Origin of the sequence: Mangrovitalea sediminis (assembly GCF_002514725.1) — a bacterium.
GTDB classification, from domain to species: Bacteria; Pseudomonadota; Gammaproteobacteria; order Pseudomonadales; family Oleiphilaceae; genus Mangrovitalea; species Mangrovitalea sediminis.
This window is the reverse complement of sequence record NZ_NTLB01000003.1, coordinates 512,807-530,539: the sequence shown is the minus strand read 5'-3', so window position 1 is coordinate 530,539 and position 17,733 is coordinate 512,807. Positions and strand designations below refer to the sequence as shown.

Genomic DNA, 17,733 nt, shown 5'->3' with positions numbered 1-17,733 from the left:
CGCGTTGTAAATCACTATGCGCTGCCTAGCCCGGGATATCAGTCTCCAGGTCATTGCCCAACATGCAGGATCTCGACTGCAGAATCTGGTGGAAGCCTTTCAACAGAACAATACAAGTCCGCTGAGGCTCTGCCCTTGCAAAACCCCCGTACGGCGAACGCGCGATGCTTTCTGGGCTGTGGCCGGACACGTCGGCATCGAGGTGAGCTATATCGACTTCGATCAGCCCGTACGCATATCCGGCCAACTACCGGCCTCTGAATACCTCGCGGTATTCACGCAGAGAACCCTGATCAAATTCAATAACCGGGTCCGGGATGTCGAAGCCTTCGACGTCGTTTTCCCAGACGCAAGACAGGTGCTCGAAGGGCTACTGCCGCTGCCATCGGCCCATTATCTGGTGCATGTCCACGAATTGGCAGAGGAGACGCCCGGTGACCTCCAGGCATTGTTCGATGCTGCTCGCCGCCGCCCGACCCGCAGACTTCGGCGGATACTGAGCCAACTGATCTGCGAACAGATGCAAACGATAAAGTTTGCGCAGGGAATCCACGATATCCGGCAAAAAATGGGCAGGCTTCGCGCTCGGCTGATCAACGCCCTTTCGCTACACGCGTCGGGCTCGCCTATTCCGCCGCCATCGACACAGCGGATCGACCCGCGCTTACAACGGGTCGCGGATTTTATAGAGCAACAACAACGTTGGGAATACGAGCCGGAACAGCTCTGTGAGTTGGCGGGGATGAGCTTGAGGGCCCTGTATTACGGCTTCGAGCGCACGTTTGGCACCACGCCCTACCGCTTTCATCGCAACTGTAAACTGGCCAGGGTCCGGCTGGCATTGCTCTGCGACGTCCCCCAGCAAAACCCCGTCGCCTGGCACGCCACCAATGAGGGATTTTTCCACCTGGGCCGGTTTGCCACCCAGTATCGGAACCTCTTCGGGGAGCTGCCGAGCGCCACTACAGCTCGCGCTCAGCGCACCGCAGTTGCCCCGCCCATAGACTGCACCGACCTCATGCATGCCGCAGACGGTTGCAACGCAGACGCCTGCGACCTGTGGTACGCCTGTGATGCACGGGAATAACGGCACTGCAGGTCGCTGCTGACGAGCGATCAAACGTCAGCAGCCACTTTGTAGGTGGGGCTATCGAGCTCATGGGAGCAGAAAGGCCCGGCCTGTTTGAGCAATGCGATACAGTCCTCTGACAAGTGGCGGAGCGATACCCGCTTCCCTATCTCGATATACTGCTTTGTCAGCTTATCAATCGCTTCCACACCGCTGGAATCCATTACTCGCGTGTGATTGAAGTCGATAACCACGTTTTCCGGATCGTTTTCCGGATCGAACAACTGGACGAAAGCCGTGGCCGACCCAAAGAACAAGGGCCCTTCAAGTTCATAGATACGGGTATCGTCGAGGTCCCGCTTATTTTCGATGGTGATGCGTGCATGCTGCCAGGCGAAAACCAGTGCCGAGATGATCACGCCCACAATCACCGCAACAGCCAGATCCGAGAAGACCGTGACCACCGTCACCGTGACAAGCACAAAGGCATCGGCTCGCGGCATCCGGGCGAGACGTTGAAAGCTGGCCCACTCGAAGGTTTCGATGCAGACCATAAACATGATCCCGACCAGGGCCGCAACCGGTAACAGGGCGATATGCGGTGCCAGGACGACAACGAATGTAATCAGGAGCACAGCCGCAGTGAAGCTGGACAGGCGCGTCAAACCGCCGGAGGTAAAGTTGATCATGGACTGGCCGATCATGGCACAACCTGCCATGCCGCCAAAGAAACCACAGGTCAGATTCCCAACCCCTTGCGCTACGCATTCCTTATTGCCGCTGCCCCGCTTGCCGCCGATTTCATCCAGCACACTCAGCGTCAGCAAAGACTCGATCAATCCAACCAGTGCCAGGATAACCGCGTAGGGCACGATGATCTTAAAGGTCTCGAAGTTCAGAGGCGCCATTGGGATATGGAAAACGGGGAAATGACCGCTGATATCCGCCAGATCCCCCACTCTCTTGGTATGCAATCCCAACCCGATCACCAGCGTAGTGACAATGGCGATAGCCACCAGGGAAGCCGGAACAACTTTGGTAAAACGCGGCAGGATTGCCACAATGGCCATCGTCAGCGCGACCAACGCCCCCATCACCCAGGTTTCGCCCTTAAACATGGGTAACTGCGCCAACATGATCACAATCGCCAGCCCATTGACGAATCCGAAAATCGCTGGCTGCGGCACCAGGCGAATCAGCTTACCGAGGCGGGCTACACCGATACCGATCTGGATCAGGCCGGTCAACACCGTGGTCCAGAGCACATATTGCAGGCCGTGCGCCTCCGCCAGTGACGCCATCACCACCACCATGGAGCCGGTAGCGCCGCTGATCATGCCCGGTTTACCACCGATCAGGGCGGTAATCAGTCCCAGCATAAAGGCGGTATAGAGGCCCACTGTCGGCGAAAACCCGACAACCAGCGAAAAAGCCACAGCTTCAGGAATCAGCGCTAACGCAACGACAGAACCGGAAAGGACGTCGTTCTTTGCATTAGCGGTAGAATAGTTTTTCAGGTCGAACATGCCGTCTCACTCAATTCGGAAAGTCAAAAGCATCCCGTCACGGTATTAGCCGCGGTTACAGGGACAATGAACGATGGAATAGATGAATGAGAACTAGGGTGGCGTCAGGCTGGATACAACAAACATCACAGAGTTAACCGTTTCCTTATCGGGGCGCGCGACAATAACACAGCAAGAGGGGAAAGGCACGGATAATCAAGGGACGGAGAATGTCCGCCCCTTGGATGGGATCTCGGGAAGTGGGGTTTAACCTATGGGCTCAGGCCGCACTACGCCGCTTGTGGAGAGCAGAAACCAACTCGGCTTCAGGGCGGGATATGCCGCAGGAGTTCATCAGGTCTTCGATGTCAGCGCCCAACTCCACAAGCCGTGACGCCTCATCGTAGGAAATACGCAACGGATCGTTCTGACGCATTTCCTCAATCGTGCTTTGCAGCTGATGCAACTGCTTTTCACACTCCTGCACGCGACGGCCAACACCAATACTGCCGCTGGTCAGCGCGTGAAGTTCGCGCCCCTGGATTTCAAGCCCGCCCTTCAGGCGTTCGTCCTGGCGATCGAGTCGCCTGCGTAGCAGTACCGTCTGGATTCCCAGCAAAACCACTGCAACCGCAGTAATGGCCCAGGGCAATAAAGTCAGCCAGTCAGTCACGTGTCACCTCCCGATCAGTGAGCCGGATCAGAGGGAGGCGACGTCTGCCCACTCCTCGTCCGAAAGCATCTTGTCGAACTCAACCAGAATGATGAGTTCACCGTTCTTGTTGCAAACGCCCTGGATGAACTTGGCACTTTCCTCGTTCCCCACGTTGGGCGTGGTTTCAATCTCACTCTGACGGAGATAGACCACCTCGGCCACCGAATCGACCAGGATACCGATCACCTGGTTTTCCGCCTCGATCACCACTATGCGGGTGGCATCCGTCACCTCGGCATCCATCAACCCGAAACGGCGGCGGGTGTCGATAACCGTCACCACGTTGCCGCGCAGGTTAATGATTCCCAAGACGTAGTCCGGGGCACCGGGGACCGGCGCTATCTCCGTATACCGCAACACTTCCTGGATACGCATGACATTAATGCCATAGGTCTCGTCATCCAGCCTGAAGGTCACGTACTGCAACATCGTATCTTGGGACGCCTGACTATTATTTCCGCTTTGGGCAGCCATACCTGAAACTCTCCGGTGCGCTATGCGGGCGAACAACCTGTGACCCATTCGCATCGTTCGATGTTTCAGGGCTGCTCGCGCGCGTCAAATTTTCATCGCCAGTGCCCTTTACTATAGAACAGGGCACAAACTGTGCCAGTCCCGACAGCGTCGTAACCGGCATTTTCAATTCAGATCCAGGCGCCGCTCCTGCTCAGCCCGTGCCAGCAAGGTAGCCATTGCCCCCACATCAATCAAGGCACACATGTGTTTAATCACCGTTCCGGCCAGCCAGGGACGCTTGCCGGCGCCCTGTCGCCACTTGACGTCATCAGGGTTAAGCGTGAACGATTGCGCCACTTCATCACAAGCCAGCCCCCAATCGCTGTCATCAAGACTGATCACCAACTTGTAGTTTTCGGCACAACCTTCGGGATAACGACCCGGCATAACCCAGGCGGCAGTATCTACAACCCGGATATTACGTTCGCCCAGCGGCAGCATTCCCAGGAACCAGCGCGGACGGCCCGGCAATTCGGTCAGCTCCCGGTCGATACGGTGAATGGCCCCGAGCAAAACCAATGGTACGGCCAATTGTAGCCCAGCAACCTTGAACAGCAGGCATTCGAAAGGGTGACGGGACCACTCCGGTCGCTCAGTCGGCCCCTGTGGCCTGCCGCCATCGGTGGGTGCCTCGGTTTCCGTACGCTGGGCTTGAACGGTTTCCGCCGCCCGAGCCTTGACCTTGGGTGTTGCTAAAGGAGCAGGCTGTTCAGTTTTCGTGCGCGCTTGCGGAACCGTTGTTTCAGGAGCCACTTTCGTTGGCGTTTCGGTTCGGGTTTGCGGTGCCGTTTTCGGCGGTGCCGGAGCAACCTTTAACGGAGGCGGCGCAATTTTGGGCATCACCGCGACCGGCGCCGGTACCCGTTGCCCTGCCACCTGACGAACGGTCGTCCGCGTCGACTCTTCAGAGGAAGACACGCGACCACTGCCCTGAACGTGCCGCGCAGCCGAGGTCTCAGAAGCTTCTGCAGGCTCGTCGTCCATAGTGCGCGTGGTGGCACTGTGCAACAGCTCATCCAGATAGCTGGCTAATGCACCATTCGGCGTACTGGAATCGTTGGCGTCGTTTGAACTCACTCCGGCTCCCGAAATCACGTTAGGAGGAACAAGGCTTTCTATTTACACTGTCAAAATATTGTCAGCGGCAAACTAGGCGGAACGGGTCTGCGGCTGTGCCGGCACTTCGTAATTGGCTTGCAGATCCAACAGCAGGCGCTTGTAGGCTCTTACGCCATGCGTCTCCGCGTCGAACACCGACGGGAAGGTCCCCATCCGGCTGGCGTCACGGAAACGGGTATCGACAGGAATGGCAAAGCGCCATAAATGATCGGCATCGTATTGCTGCTGCAAGGCCCGAAGGCTCTGCACTGATGCCTGGGTACGACGATCGAACAGCGTCGGGACAATGACGTACTTGAGGTTGTTCTTTTGCGAGCGCATCACCATTTCAAGGGTATGCAGCATGCGCTCAAGTCCCTTGAGGGCGAGGAATTCGGTCTGCACGGGAATCAGCAACTGCTGGGCAGCCGCCAGAGCGTTGATCATCAGTACACCCAAGGACGGCGAATTGTCGATCAACACATAGTCAAAGTCCTCCCAGAGCTGCGCCAGGGCTCGGGAAATGATCAAACCCATGCCTTCGACACCGATCAGCCGTCGCTCCAGCGTGGCCAGCGCCGTCGACGCCGGCATGAGGAAGACATTACTCAGCGGTGTTTCCTGGAGGAGTTGCGCCGGCAGGTCCTGCGGCACCTTGCCATTATGCTGAAACAGATCGAAAGCACTGTGCGCCATGGTATCCGGATCGTGCCCGAACCAACTGGTCAGGGAGCCATGGGGATCCAGGTCCAGCATCAACACACGCTTGCCCGATTCGCCCAGCAAACCCGCCAGAGTCGTCACAGTGGTGGTCTTGCCGACCCCACCTTTTTGATTGGCCACCGCCCAGATACGCACGCCTGCTCTCCTGTCTTGATGTGCACACTACTTGTCAATGACGCGACACGGGCCCTGGCTATTGCGCGCAGCACCCGAAACCAACATCGCAGCTTTTAGCTTATCGGCCGACGATGAACGGACATGAGTCCGTACGGCAAGCCATTGCCGACACTGACCTTCCTGTGGACAGTAATTCAGGATCTATGCCAGTTTACCGCAAACGCCTATTGCAAGGCGCCCCTGACGTTTGGATCACGTGAAATGAGGATGACGACACGTCGATTGCGGCGACGTCCTTCCGCCGTGTCGTTGCGCGCCACCGGCTGGTACTGGCCAAAACCGACCGCAGCCATCCGCTCGGCATCCATGCCAGAGGCCGCCAACAGGCGAACGATGGTAGCGGCGCGCGCCGCTGAGAGCTCCCAGTTGGAAGGGTACTGGCCGGTTTTGATCGGCAGGTTGTCGGTAAACCCCTCCACCAATATGCCGTTGTCATGATTGCGAAGTATCGATGCGATTTTTTCGACAACGGGAAAGGCGTCATAGTGCGGTTCAGCATCGCCACTGGCAAACAGCAGACTGTCGCGCAGCGACACCTTTATCCATTTGTCGTTGACGCTGACAGTCACCAGCCCCTGGGACATCAGGGCACCGAACTGGGAGGCAAACTTATTGGCGATAGTCTTCAGTTCCGCCGAGCGGCGCTCTTCGATCCCCTCGGCATTCTTCGGCGCTTCCGCGATAGGGGTCACAATCTGGTCTTCAGGCACCTGTCCCGACTGCGTCGTATCCTTGCTGGGAACAGGAACCGGCTGGGGAGCTTTTCGAGGGGCGTTGAATATGCCTTCCAGTGTATCTGAGAGGACCTTGTACTTGCCCTCATTGACCGACGAAACGGAATACATCACCACAAAGAAGGCAAAGAGCAGCGTGATGAAATCCGCGTAGGAAACCAGCCAGCGCTCGCGGTTGTGCAGGTCGTCGGGAGAGCGTCTTCTCCTGCGAACCCCGTGCTTCATTGCAAAAAGCCTCGCAGACGCAACTCGATCGAGCGCGGGTTTTCACCTTCCGCGATGGCAATGATCCCATCGATCATCATTTCTTCGTAGCGAGACCGTTCCTTCACCACCCCCCGGAGCTTGTTGGCGATAGGGAAAAGCAGCAGGTTGGCAAAAGCGACGCCGTAGATGGTGGCGACGAAGGCCGTCGCGATCCCCCGCCCCAACGTGCTGGGATCCTCAAGATTCGTCATAACCTGGATCAGGCCCATCACCGCCCCGATAATACCGATCGTCGGCGAGTAACCGCCCATCGATTCATAGACGCGGGAGGCATCGAAATCCCGTTGTTCGCGGTACTCCAGCTCCACTTCCAGGATACTGCGAATGGCTTCGGCTTCAGAACCGTCGACCAGCAGTTGCAATCCTTTACGGGCAAAGCGCTCAGGCTCCTTTTCCGCCAGGGACTCCAACCCCAGCAACCCTTCCTTGCGAGCCTTCATGCTCCATCCGATGACCTTGTCGATGCCGTCTTCCAGGCCGACATAGGGCGGCGTGATCACCCAACGCAACATCGTCAGGGCGCGTATCAACAGAGGGCGGGAGGTTTGCAGCATCGTCGCCGCGACGGTACCGCCGACGACGATCAGGATGGCAGGACCGTTATACAACGAGCCAAGACTGCCGCCCTCCAGAAAATTGCCGCCCAACAGGGCGGCAAATCCAAGGATGACGCCGATCAGGCTCAGGACATCCATTAGATGACGTCCTCAATCAGGCGCGGCGCAAAATCCTCCAGTGAAAGAACCTCATCTGAAAGGCCGGCACGAGCCACGGCCATGGGCATTCCATAGATGACGCAACTCTTCTCATCCTGGGACCAGACAACCGAACCGGAGTCCTTCATCAACCGACAACCGTCCTTGCCGTCCGCCCCCATGCCGGTAAGGATGATGCCTAACGTCTTGCCCGGATAAGTCCGCGCCAGGGAGCCGAACGTGACGTCGACACAGGGTTTGTAATTGAGACGGTCGTCGCCCGGCAGAATACGGACCTTGCCGTGACTCCCCTTACCCTCCACCAGCATCTGCTTACCGCCTGGAGCTAACAGGGCCAGCCCCGGCTTGAGTTCATCGCCATCTTCGGCCTGACGCACCTCTATCTGACAGAGTTTGTTCAGACGATCCGCAAAGGCCGGAGTAAAGCTGGCAGGCATATGCTGAACCAGCACAATCGGTGCCGGAAAACGCGCCGGCAACTTGGTCAGAATACGCTGTAATGCAATGGGGCCACCGGTTGAAGTCCCTATCGCCACCACATTGTAGTGACGCGGCACAGGCCTTCTGCCAGAACGGACGGGCCGCTCCGGCGCAGAAGGTTCCTGACGGGGAGTTCGCTCGGGCTGAATCGGGCGCGTTCGGCTGCTGGGTGCAGCGGACGTCAAAGGCTGCCGCGCGGCTGACGCCGAAGGTGTCGGTGTCGGTGCCGCAGGTGCGGGTGCCGGTGCAGTTGGCCGGGCACTGCGAACACCGGGACGACTACGGGAAATTTCCAGAATCCGCTGCTTCAGAACGTTCTGGAGTTGGCTGGCGTTCTGCGCGATATCTTCGAAATTCTTGGGGAGATAATCGACGGCGCCCGCCTCCAACGCATCCAGCGTGACACGCGCACCTTCATAGGTCAGTGAGGAAAACATCAACACCGGTGTTGGACGGTTCGCCATGATTTGCTTCACAGCACTGATGCCGTCCATCACCGGCATTTCATAATCCATGGTAATAACATCCGGCCGCAACTTCTCAGCCAGCTCAACGGCCTCTCGCCCATTGGTGGCCGTGCCGACCACCTTGATACTGCCGGCGCCATTGAGAATTTCAGTCAATCGCTTACGGAAAAATCCAGAATCGTCGACAACGAGGACGGAAACCGTCATGCAATCCTCTCCCGGGATGTATTCGCTCCATAGCAGCCCACCTGCCGACCGTGCCGGGCAGCATGGCGGTCACATACCACCGCCATGACTCAGGCGTATCGCTGCAGAAGGGACGGAACGTCGATAATCAGCGCAATACGTCCATCACCGGTAATCGTCGCGCCAGCCATACCTGGCGTACCGTGCAACATACGTCCCAGCGGCTTGATCACCACCTCTTCCTGACCGATCAATTGATCAACAACGAACCCCACCCGTTTAGTGCCCATCGCAACAATGACCACATGACCGTTCTCGGGCTCGACTTCACCGAGAGCCCCTTTCACCAGCCAGCGTTTGATGTGGAACAAGGGATAGACCCGGTCACGGACAACAATACACTCGCGACCGTCAACGATATTCTTCTTGGTCAGATCAAGGTGGAAAATTTCAACGACATTCACCAACGGTAAAGCGAAGGACTGATCCCCCAACATAACCATGAGTGTGGGCATAATCGCCAGGGTCAACGGCACCTTGATCATGATCCGGGAGCCCTTGCCCAGCTCCGACTGGATGTTGATGGAACCGTTGAGCTGACTGATCTTGGTTTTGACCACGTCCATGCCGACACCGCGCCCGGAGACATCGGAAATCTGATCTCGGGTCGAGAAGCCCGGCATGAAAATAATGTTGTAACACTCGGTGACCGTCAGCCGCTCGGCAGCATCCGGATCGAAAAGCCCCTTGTCGACCGCCTTCTGGCGCAATTTGTCAGGGTCCATACCGGCGCCGTCGTCTTCGATCGAGAGCAGGATATGATCACCTTCCTGCTCTGCCGAAAGAATGATCCGGCCTGTACGGGACTTACCGGCGGCTTCACGCTCATCCGGCATTTCGATACCGTGATCGACAGCATTGCGAACAAGGTGGACCAGTGGATCGGAAAGCGCCTCGACCAGGTTCTTGTCGAGATCGGTTTCTTCACCCTTGAGCACCAGGTTGATTTCTTTCTTGAGATTGCGCGCCAGATCCCGCACGACGCGCGGGAAGCGACCGAAGACTTTCTTGATCGGCTGCATCCGGGTCTGCATGACCGCAGACTGCAGGTCGCTGGTCACGACATCCAGATTAGAAACCGCCTTCTGCATATGTTCATGCGCGATTTCGTTGCTCAAACGCTGCATCCGATTGCGCACCAGCACCAATTCGCCAACCATGTTCATGATATCGTCGAGGCGCTTGGTATCGACTCGCACCGTGGTGTCCGCCGCATTAGCGGTTTCACGGGGGGCAGCGGATCGCTCGTCTTCAGCGGCACGGGCAGGCGCAGCCGCCTTGGCAGCAGCGGGCTTCGCCGATGCGGCAGGTTTTTCGTTCTTGGCTTTGGGCGTCGCAGCGCCAGAGGCACCCTTGGCAGGCTTATCGGACTTGGCTGCGGCTTTCGGCCCGGCCTTATTCGAAGGCTCCACGGAAGGCCCTTTACCCTCGCCATGCAATTGGTCGAGGAGCTGCTCGAACTCATCGTCCGTAATCAGCTCGCCGTTTTCATCCGTCTTCGCGGAGGAATCGGCTTTTGCTGCGGTCTTGGGAGGCTCGGCATTCTGCGCAACTTCGCCACTGAAACTCCCTTTGCCATGCAATTGATCCAGCAAAGCTTCGAATTCATCGTCAGTGATTTCATCGCTATTTGCAGAGACGGATGACGTTTTCGCCGAGGCAGCGTCAGCGTCCCCGGACGAATCAGGCACCCCTTGGTGCTGGCCCGAACCATGCAATTCGTCGAGCAGCGCTTCGAATTCATCGTCGGTGATATTGTCGCCACCGGCTTCGGCGACAGAGGTGGCAGCCGGCGCCTTTTCTTCATCGAGCGCATCAAGCAATTGCTCGAACTCGTCATCGGTGATGTCGCCATGCTCATCGGCGTCACTCGTCCCTTCCGCCACCTCATCGACCGTCTCTTCGACAGGCTCCGACACAGCGGTTTCATCTTCCGGCTCAGCCAGTTGATTGAGCTGTTCGATCATCGCGGGATCGGCCGGAGTTGGCTCTTCCATGTTCCGCACTTGGTCGAACATGGCGTTGACGGAGTCCAAAGCCTGCAGGACGATATCCATAAGGTCGGAAGTTACCCGACGCTTGCCATTCCGCAAGGTGTCGAATACATTCTCGGCCGCATGGCAGCAATGGACCAGAGCATCCAGTTGCAGGAAGCCAGCCCCGCCTTTTACGGTGTGAAAACCACGGAAGATGGCATTGAGCAAATCCCTGTCGTCCGGATTCTGCTCCAGGTCCACCAATTGTTCCGATAGCTGTTCCAGGATCTCTCCAGCCTCGACTAGGAAGTCCTGTAAAATCTCTTCATCGGCATCAAACGCCATGCAGCGGCTCCTCAAAAGCCAAGACTGGACAACAGGTCATCCACTTCGTCCTGACCAGACACCACGTCCGTTCGCCCTTCAACATGAAGTTGCGGCCCTTCGGCACGGATGCCGTCTTCGTCTTTATTGTCATTATCAATGTCATGAACCGTACCCGTGATGTTATCCACGTTACTGGCCATGACGACGAGCTGAACCAGGTTATCCTCAACCTCCCTGACCAGGGTGGTCACCCGTTGAATAACCTGCCCCGTTAGATCCTGGTAGTCCTGTGCCAGGAGTATTTCCGAAAGGTTTCCATAGACGGTGTCGGCATCGGTCGTCAGCTGCCCAAGGAAGCCGTCCACCCGCTTATACAACTCGCGAAACTCCGCCGGCTCCATTTCCCGCCGACGAAGACGCTGCCAGTCTTCACTGATGGCTGCCGCTTCTTCCCGCAACGCGGTGGCAAGAGGCATTGTCGCTTCGACCAGATCCATCGTCCGGTTGGCCGAACGACCGGTCATGTCGATAACGTACTTCAAGCGATCCGACGCATCCGCCATCTTGGACAGCTCTGCCTGCTGTTCCAAATTATGGGCGTCGATATGAAAATTACGAATCGATTCATGCAAGGTGCGAGTCAACCGACCGACTTCACGGTACAGGCTCTGATCCCGAACCTCACAAAGGTCATTGATCTGTCGCATGGCCGCCGGAAAATCTCCGGCATCTACCAAGTCCTTGAGCGTCGCACTTTTTTCGCGAAGTTGCTCCTCGAACTCGGGATCTAACTTCGACCTACTTTTTTCTTTAGAATCGGTCATGCCCGTTCCTGCGAGCCTCTCATCAGGACTGGATGCGTTCGAAAATCTTCTCGATCTTCTCCTTAAGAACCGCCGCAGTAAACGGCTTCACTACGTAGCCGTTCACACCGGCCTGAGCAGCTGCGACGATCTGGTCACGCTTGGCTTCAGCGGTGACCATCAATACCGGCAAACTCTTCAAACCATTGTCGGCGCGAACCGCCTTGAGCAGATCGATGCCTGTCATTCCAGGCATGTTCCAGTCCGTGACCAGAAAGTCATATTTGCCCGTCTGTAACATGGGCAGAGCCGAATTGCCGTCGTCCGCTTCATCCACATTGGTGAAGCCTAGATCGCGCAACAGATTCTTGATGATTCGCCGCATCGTGGAGAAGTCGTCCACGATGAGAATCTTCATATTCTTGTCCAATGCGACCTCCAGAGTTAATCAAGCCTGGAATTCCCGAGAATTCATGGCCCTATCGCTAAGTCTAGCTGGTTGTTCGTGGCTAGCCAGTCAAACCTGCTGCCAATCCTGCAAACGGGCACGCAAACGCATGGCCGCCTGGCTGTGAATCTGGCTGACCCGGGACTCGCTGACCCCAAGTACAGCACCAATTTCCTTCAAATTCAGCTCTTCCTGGTAATACAGGGCGAGCACTAATTTTTCCCGCTCAGGAAGCATTTCGATCGCGTCGGCGAGGCTGGCCTGAAAGGCCTCCTGCTGAAGCCCGTCGAGAGGGTTCTCGCCGTGCATCACATCTTCATCCAGTGGCGCTTCCCCGGTCTCACTCAACGCTTCCAGGCTAAACAGCCGGCCGCAGACAGCATCAGCAAGACAAGAGTGGTAATCGGAAATCGACAGCCCCATTTCGGCCGCGATCTCATTGTCACGCGCATCTCGATGCTCGCGGCTCTCGACCACCCGTATCGCTTCCGAAATACGACGCGCATTCCGGTGCACGGAGCGCGGGACCCAGTCACCCTTACGGATCTCGTCGACAATCGCTCCACGAATACGGATGCCCGCATAAGTCTCGAAGGAAGCTCCCCGCGAAGGCTCGTACTTATGCGCAGCTTCAAGCAGCCCGATCATACCGGCCTGCATCAAATCTTCCAGCAGCACAGAATCAGGAAGCCGGGCCATCATATGCAAAGCGATCTTTTTGACCAGCGGCGCATGGCTTCGCACCAATGCCTCCGCAGCCCGCTCGCTCGCTTGATGATAGATCCCCAGGCCCTTCGCCAGTGTCATTGATCGTGGTACCGCTTGTCAGCCCTGAAAACCCGGTCGTTCGCAAAAACGTCCAGTACAACACCCATCACGCCTGTACCAGCCGCTCCACGAAAAACTCCAGATGACCACGCGGATTCGCCGGTAAAGGCCATGCATCGACCTTCTGCGCCAGCGCCTTGAAAGCCAGAGAAGCCTTGGCCCGCGGATAAGCCTCGACAACCGCCCGCTGACGCTGGACAGCCTTTTTTATGGCTTCGTCATAAGGGATGCTGCCGACATATTGTAGCGCAACATCCAGAAAGCGCTCGGTGACTCGGGATAACTTGTTGTAGAGGTGTTTACCTTCCTGCTGACTCCGCACCTGGTTGGCCAGTACCCGAAAACGGTAAAGCCCGTAATCGCGGTTCAGCAACTTGATTAGAGCATAGCAGTCAGTAATGGAAGTGGGTTCATCGCAGACGACCAGCATGATCTCCTGGGAAGCCCGTAAAAAGCTGACCACCCCTTCGGAAATGCCCGCTGCCGTGTCAACGATCAACACATCGATATCGTCGCCCAGCTCACTGAACGCATTGATCAATCCCGCGTGTTCCATGGGAGACAACTGCGTCATGCGCTGTGTGCCCGACGAAGCGGGAACAATCTGAATGCCACCTGGTCCCTCAACCAGGACCTCACGCAAACTGCTGTCGCCGGCGAGAACATCCGCCAGGTTGCGATTGGCGGTTATTCCCAGAAGGACGTCGATGTTAGCAAGCCCGAGATCCGCGTCCATTACAACAACGCGGCGCCCAAGCTCGGAAAGGGCAATAGCAAGATTGACAGAGACGTTACTCTTGCCAACCCCACCCTTGCCGCCCGTGACGGCAATAACCTGTACCGGATGTGCCTTACTCATACCGGAAGACTTTCTCTCGTTATTCGTAGTTATGGGTCTTTCCCGGGCGTCTCATGCAGTTAAGCGCAAGGGGGCCCGGAAGCCCGCGAAAACATGTCGCATGCCCAGACTTCGCACCGACACTCCGCCACTCCCTGGCCATATGACGAGAACAACGCTTTCGGGAAACCGGGGAACATTAACGGGATAGTATAACCCCCCGGAGAGATCAGGCACCTGTATTTGCGACGGCGGCCTGTTCGTGCTGCGCGCGCAGGCGCTCTATCGCCAAACGCACCAACGGCACCGACCGCGCCTGATGCAAATCCTGCGGAATTTTCTGACCATCCGTGTAATAGGCGACCGGCAACCGGGTTTCCATTGCGAAACCCAGTACTTCTCCCAGCGTTAACGCTTCATCCAGCTTGGTCATGAAGCAACCCGCGAGATTCACCATCTTATAACAATGATACGTCGATTTCATGATACGCGGCTGACTGGTCGCTGCCAGCACCAGATAGGGCTTGATAGCATGCCGGCTGGCAGCCAGTTCATGCAGTTGCTCATCCCATCCCTTGTCTGAGGCCGTGAGTCCCGCCGTATCGATGAGCACGAGACGACGGTCGGTCAACTCGTCGAGAATGTCATCGAGCGAGTTTGATTCATCCACGACGCGCACGGGAATATTCAGGATTCGGCCGAAAACAAACAATTGCTCATGCGCCGCGACCCGGTAACGGTCGGTCGTCACCAGGGCAATAGACTCAGGACCATAGCGCAGCACGTAACGGGCCGCCAGTTTTCCGATGGTGGTCGTCTTGCCTGAACCAGTGGGTCCAACCAACGCGTAAATACCACCACGCTCGGCCAGCTCTCGCTGTTCGCAATGAATACCGGCCGCCAGTGTTTTCAGCGCGGATTTCCAGCCGGCATCGAGCCGCCCCCGGCCATGGTCACGCGCCAGGGTCGCCGCCAATGTCGGCGACAAACCAAATTCAGTCAGTCGTTCTTCCAACCGTTTAGCGACAGTTCTTCCCGCCGGTGCCACCTGGGGCTCATTCATATTGCCCTGGCGGCTGATCATATCCTTAAGCGACAAAATTTCGGCACGCATTTCCGCCAGCGCGTCATTATCCGGCAGACTCTTCCGGGGCGCCTGAACAGGCTCCGGGAGGCTGACATCGAAATCATCGAAAGGCCCTGCCGGAGTCCGGCGTTCCCGTACTTCACGAATGCGATGGCGTGAGCGGTCAAGCTCTGCCTGCAGACGGCGATGCTGTTCCGCCTGTAGCTCAGCCAATCGTGCAGCATTCGTGGCGCCAACGCCTTCTTTGCCCAAGCGGTCGCGGGCCTCGCCTTCGTCATAATTGAGGGCCGTTACGATCTCGACACCACCATCGACCTTGCGATTGGAGAGAATGACGGCATCGTCCCCCATCTCCTCCCGCACCATGCGCAGGGCCTGCTGCATGCTGGGCGCGATAAACCGTTTGACTTTCATCGTAACTGACCTCCTGCATATCGCCTATCAAGCGACGACACACGCCTTACTGACCGATTGAAGACACGATGGTGATCTGCTTGTTGTCCGGCACTTCCTGGTACGAGAGCACATGGATTCGCTCAACACCATACCGGGCAAACCGCGCCAGGACTGGCCGCAATGGCGCCGAAACCAAGAGCACGGCAGGCTTACCCATCATCTCCTGTCGCTGAGCGGCTTCCGCCAGCGAACGCTGCAACTTCTCCACCAGGCCAGGCTCAAGAATCAAGCCCACTTCATCTCCGGCGCCGGATTGTTGACTCTGCTGTAACGACTTAAGCAACATCTGTTCCAATTCAGGATCCAGCGTAATCACCGGAATCTCTGGGTCATTACCGCAAATCGACTGGACAATCATTCGACGCAAGGAATGCCGGGCAGCCGTGGTGAGCACCTGGGGATCCTGGCTCTTCGGCTGCACGTTGACCATCGCCTCGGCGATGCTCCGCATATCCCGAATCGGAACCTCTTCGATCAGCAGGCTTTGCAGCACTTTCAGCAGCAAACTGATCGTAACGGTCGTCGGTACCAATTCCTCTGCCAGTTTCGGTGAGACCTTCTCCAACTGTTCCAGCCACTTCTGAACCTCTTCGTGACCGATCAGTTCATGCGCATGACGCTGCAGAATCTGGTTAAGGTGTGTGGCAACCACCGTGCTCGCATCCACAACGGTGTAACCCAGGGTCTGCGCCTGATCCCGCTGGGAGACTTCAATCCAGATGGCATCCAGACCGAAAGCCGGGTCCTTACCGTCAATCCCCTCGATGCGCCCGAACACCTGCCCCGGATCGATGGCCAGCTCACGGTCAGGATAGATCTCTGCCTCGGCAATGGTGACACCCATAAGCGTGACGCGGTAGGCGTTGGGCATGAGGTCAAGGTTGTCGCGAATATGGACCGAGGGCATCAGGAAACCCAGTTCCTGCGACAGTTTCTTGCGGACCCCCTTGATCCGGGTCAGCATCTGTCCGCCCTGGGACTTGTCGACCAAGGGGATCAGACGATACCCGACCTCCAGGCCGATCATGTCCACCGTGGCCACATCTTCCCATCCCAGCTCGCGGTTATCGCCCGGCGCCGGCAAAGCCTGGGCCGCGCCGCCGGCAGAGGGTTGCGCAGGCAAGCCGGCCGCTGCCGCCTGCCCTGCCGGACGCACCGGAAAACTCCCCTCTTCGGCGTCAACCTGCTGCTGCTGTTTCCAGATCCAATAGGCCAGCCCACCTGCAACGCCACCCAACCCCAAAAACGCCACATGCGGCATACCGGGTACCAGCCCCAGCAGGACCATAATACCGGCGGCAATACCCAGTGCCCTCGGCGCCGTGAACATCTGGCTCATGATCTGGCCAGACATATCCTGTGTGGTCGCCACCCGGGTGACCATGATCGCAGCGGCCGTCGACAGCATCAGCGAAGGAATCTGGGCAACCAGGCCGTCACCTATCGTCAGCAGCGCGTAGTTCTGCATGGCCTGGGCAAAGGTCAGATCATGCTGAACCATCCCGATGCCGACGCCACCCAACAGGTTGATTGCCAGGATCAACAGGCCCGCCATGGCATCGCCACGCACAAACTTACTGGCACCGTCCATGGAACCGTAGAAATCGGCTTCATCAGCAATTTCAGTCCGACGCGCCTTAGCTTCATCCTGATCGATCAGGCCGGCATTAAGATCAGCATCGATTGCCATCTGCTTACCGGGCATGGCATCGAGGGTAAAACGAGCGCTCACTTCCGACACCCGGCCGGCACCCTTCGTCACGACCACGAAGTTGATAATCATCAGGATGGCAAACACCACCAGGCCGACGGCGTAGTTGCCTCCGATCAGCACCTCACCGAACGACTGAATGACCTTACCGGCCGCGGCACCACCCTGATAGCCATGCAGGAGCACAACGCGCGTCGAAGCCACGTTGAGAGCCAGTCGCAGCAAGGTGGCCACCAGCAATACCGTTGGGAAGGCAGCAAAGTCCATGGGGCGCATCGCATAGACACAGACCAGCAGCACTACCAGAGACAGGGCAATATTGAAGGTAAACAGAACGTCGAGCAGGAACGGCGGCACCGGCAACGTCATCATCCCGAGAACCGCAACCAGGAGGATCGGTATCCCCAGGTTACCGCGAGTCAGAATTTTGACATTATTGAGAAGAACAGCTCGTTCCATGGATCAGGACACCTTTTGAAACACGAGATCCCGCGAAATGGCCGCCGCGATTTTGACGAACCGGGAAATATTGGGGGGACTGTTTCA

16 protein-coding genes are annotated in these 17,733 nt (G+C 57.4%); 1 reads left to right on the top strand and 15 read right to left on the bottom strand.

What is annotated here, in order from left to right; genetic code table 11:
- Positions 1 to 178: 178 nt before the first annotated feature.
- Positions 179 to 1,087 carry an AraC family transcriptional regulator gene (locus CLR77_RS09370; protein ID WP_158227153.1) on the top strand — a complete coding sequence of 303 codons (909 nt, stop codon included), beginning with the start codon at positions 179 to 181 and terminating at the stop codon, positions 1,085 to 1,087.
- Positions 1,088 to 1,116: 29 nt separating this feature from the next.
- Here the strand turns inward: CLR77_RS09370 and CLR77_RS09365 are convergent, their stop codons facing one another.
- From CLR77_RS09365 to flhA, 15 genes are all read right to left on the bottom strand, one after another.
- A complete protein-coding gene (locus CLR77_RS09365) occupies positions 1,117 to 2,595 on the bottom strand; it encodes a SulP family inorganic anion transporter (protein ID WP_097460353.1) in 1,479 nt (492 codons plus the stop codon).
- 259 nt (positions 2,596 to 2,854) lie between these two features.
- Positions 2,855 to 3,247 (bottom strand): DUF2802 domain-containing protein, encoded by a 393-nt coding sequence (locus tag CLR77_RS09360; RefSeq protein WP_097460352.1) that lies wholly within the window; start codon positions 3,245 to 3,247, stop codon positions 2,855 to 2,857.
- Positions 3,248 to 3,274: 27 nt separating this feature from the next.
- Entirely contained in the window at positions 3,275 to 3,763 is a 489-nt protein-coding gene (locus CLR77_RS09355; RefSeq protein WP_097460351.1) for a chemotaxis protein CheW, read from the bottom strand.
- A 165-nt stretch (positions 3,764 to 3,928) separates the two neighbouring features.
- Entirely contained in the window at positions 3,929 to 4,882 is a 954-nt protein-coding gene (locus tag CLR77_RS09350; protein ID WP_227519863.1) for a chemotaxis protein CheW, read from the bottom strand.
- A 72-nt stretch (positions 4,883 to 4,954) separates the two neighbouring features.
- The gene (locus CLR77_RS09345; protein WP_097460350.1) at positions 4,955 to 5,761 is read right to left on the bottom strand and encodes a ParA family protein; all 807 of its coding nucleotides are present in this window, start codon (positions 5,759 to 5,761) and stop codon (positions 4,955 to 4,957) included.
- Between the two features lie 206 nt (positions 5,762 to 5,967).
- A complete protein-coding gene (gene motD, locus CLR77_RS09340; RefSeq protein ID WP_097460349.1) occupies positions 5,968 to 6,762 on the bottom strand; it encodes a flagellar motor protein MotD in 795 nt (264 codons plus the stop codon).
- Positions 6,759 to 7,499 carry a flagellar motor protein gene (locus CLR77_RS09335; RefSeq protein ID WP_097460348.1) on the bottom strand — a complete coding sequence of 247 codons (741 nt, stop codon included), beginning with the start codon at positions 7,497 to 7,499 and terminating at the stop codon, positions 6,759 to 6,761. Before CLR77_RS09335 ends, motD begins: the two co-directional genes overlap by 4 nt.
- Positions 7,499 to 8,674 (bottom strand): protein-glutamate methylesterase/protein-glutamine glutaminase, encoded by a 1,176-nt coding sequence (locus CLR77_RS09330; RefSeq protein WP_097460347.1) that lies wholly within the window; start codon positions 8,672 to 8,674, stop codon positions 7,499 to 7,501. Before CLR77_RS09330 ends, CLR77_RS09335 begins: the two co-directional genes overlap by 1 nt.
- An 89-nt stretch (positions 8,675 to 8,763) precedes the next feature.
- Positions 8,764 to 11,034: a chemotaxis protein CheA gene (locus CLR77_RS09325; protein WP_097460346.1), complete on the bottom strand. Its 2,271-nt coding sequence runs from the start codon at positions 11,032 to 11,034 to the stop codon at positions 8,764 to 8,766.
- A gap of 11 nt (positions 11,035 to 11,045) precedes the next feature.
- A complete protein-coding gene (locus CLR77_RS09320) occupies positions 11,046 to 11,840 on the bottom strand; it encodes a protein phosphatase CheZ (RefSeq protein WP_097460345.1) in 795 nt (264 codons plus the stop codon).
- A gap of 22 nt (positions 11,841 to 11,862) precedes the next feature.
- On the bottom strand, positions 11,863 to 12,249 hold the full coding sequence (gene cheY / locus CLR77_RS09315) for a chemotaxis response regulator CheY (RefSeq protein ID WP_097460344.1): 387 nt from the start codon (positions 12,247 to 12,249) through the stop codon (positions 11,863 to 11,865).
- 87 nt (positions 12,250 to 12,336) lie between these two features.
- Positions 12,337 to 13,074 (bottom strand): RNA polymerase sigma factor FliA, encoded by a 738-nt coding sequence (locus CLR77_RS09310; protein ID WP_097460343.1) that lies wholly within the window; start codon positions 13,072 to 13,074, stop codon positions 12,337 to 12,339.
- Positions 13,075 to 13,141: 67 nt separating this feature from the next.
- The gene (locus tag CLR77_RS09305; RefSeq protein WP_097460342.1) at positions 13,142 to 13,954 is read right to left on the bottom strand and encodes a MinD/ParA family protein; all 813 of its coding nucleotides are present in this window, start codon (positions 13,952 to 13,954) and stop codon (positions 13,142 to 13,144) included.
- A 208-nt stretch (positions 13,955 to 14,162) separates the two neighbouring features.
- Entirely contained in the window at positions 14,163 to 15,434 is a 1,272-nt protein-coding gene (gene flhF / locus CLR77_RS09300; protein WP_097460341.1) for a flagellar biosynthesis protein FlhF, read from the bottom strand.
- 46 nt (positions 15,435 to 15,480) lie between these two features.
- Entirely contained in the window at positions 15,481 to 17,646 is a 2,166-nt protein-coding gene (flhA, locus tag CLR77_RS09295; protein ID WP_097460340.1) for a flagellar biosynthesis protein FlhA, read from the bottom strand.
- Positions 17,647 to 17,733: the final 87 nt, after the last annotated feature.

Bases quoted from the DNA above. Each gene is read 5' to 3' on its own strand.
- CLR77_RS09335 (WP_097460348.1), bottom strand. From the start codon at position 7,499: ATGGATGTCCTGAGCCTGATCGGCGTCATCCTTGGATTTGCCGCCCTG.
- CLR77_RS09320 (WP_097460345.1), bottom strand. From the start codon at position 11,840: ATGACCGATTCTAAAGAAAAAAGTAGGTCGAAGTTAGATCCCGAGTTC.
- flhA (WP_097460340.1), bottom strand. From the start codon at position 17,646: ATGGAACGAGCTGTTCTTCTCAATAATGTCAAAATTCTGACTCGCGGT.
- motD (WP_097460349.1), bottom strand. From the start codon at position 6,762: ATGAAGCACGGGGTTCGCAGGAGAAGACGCTCTCCCGACGACCTGCAC.
- CLR77_RS09305 (WP_097460342.1), bottom strand. From the start codon at position 13,954: ATGAGTAAGGCACATCCGGTACAGGTTATTGCCGTCACGGGCGGCAAG.
- CLR77_RS09310 (WP_097460343.1), bottom strand. From the start codon at position 13,074: ATGACACTGGCGAAGGGCCTGGGGATCTATCATCAAGCGAGCGAGCGG.
- CLR77_RS09330 (WP_097460347.1), bottom strand. From the start codon at position 8,674: ATGACGGTTTCCGTCCTCGTTGTCGACGATTCTGGATTTTTCCGTAAG.
- flhF (WP_097460341.1), bottom strand. From the start codon at position 15,434: ATGAAAGTCAAACGGTTTATCGCGCCCAGCATGCAGCAGGCCCTGCGC.
- CLR77_RS09325 (WP_097460346.1), bottom strand. From the start codon at position 11,034: ATGGCGTTTGATGCCGATGAAGAGATTTTACAGGACTTCCTAGTCGAG.
- CLR77_RS09365 (WP_097460353.1), bottom strand. From the start codon at position 2,595: ATGTTCGACCTGAAAAACTATTCTACCGCTAATGCAAAGAACGACGTC.
- CLR77_RS09355 (WP_097460351.1), bottom strand. From the start codon at position 3,763: ATGGCTGCCCAAAGCGGAAATAATAGTCAGGCGTCCCAAGATACGATG.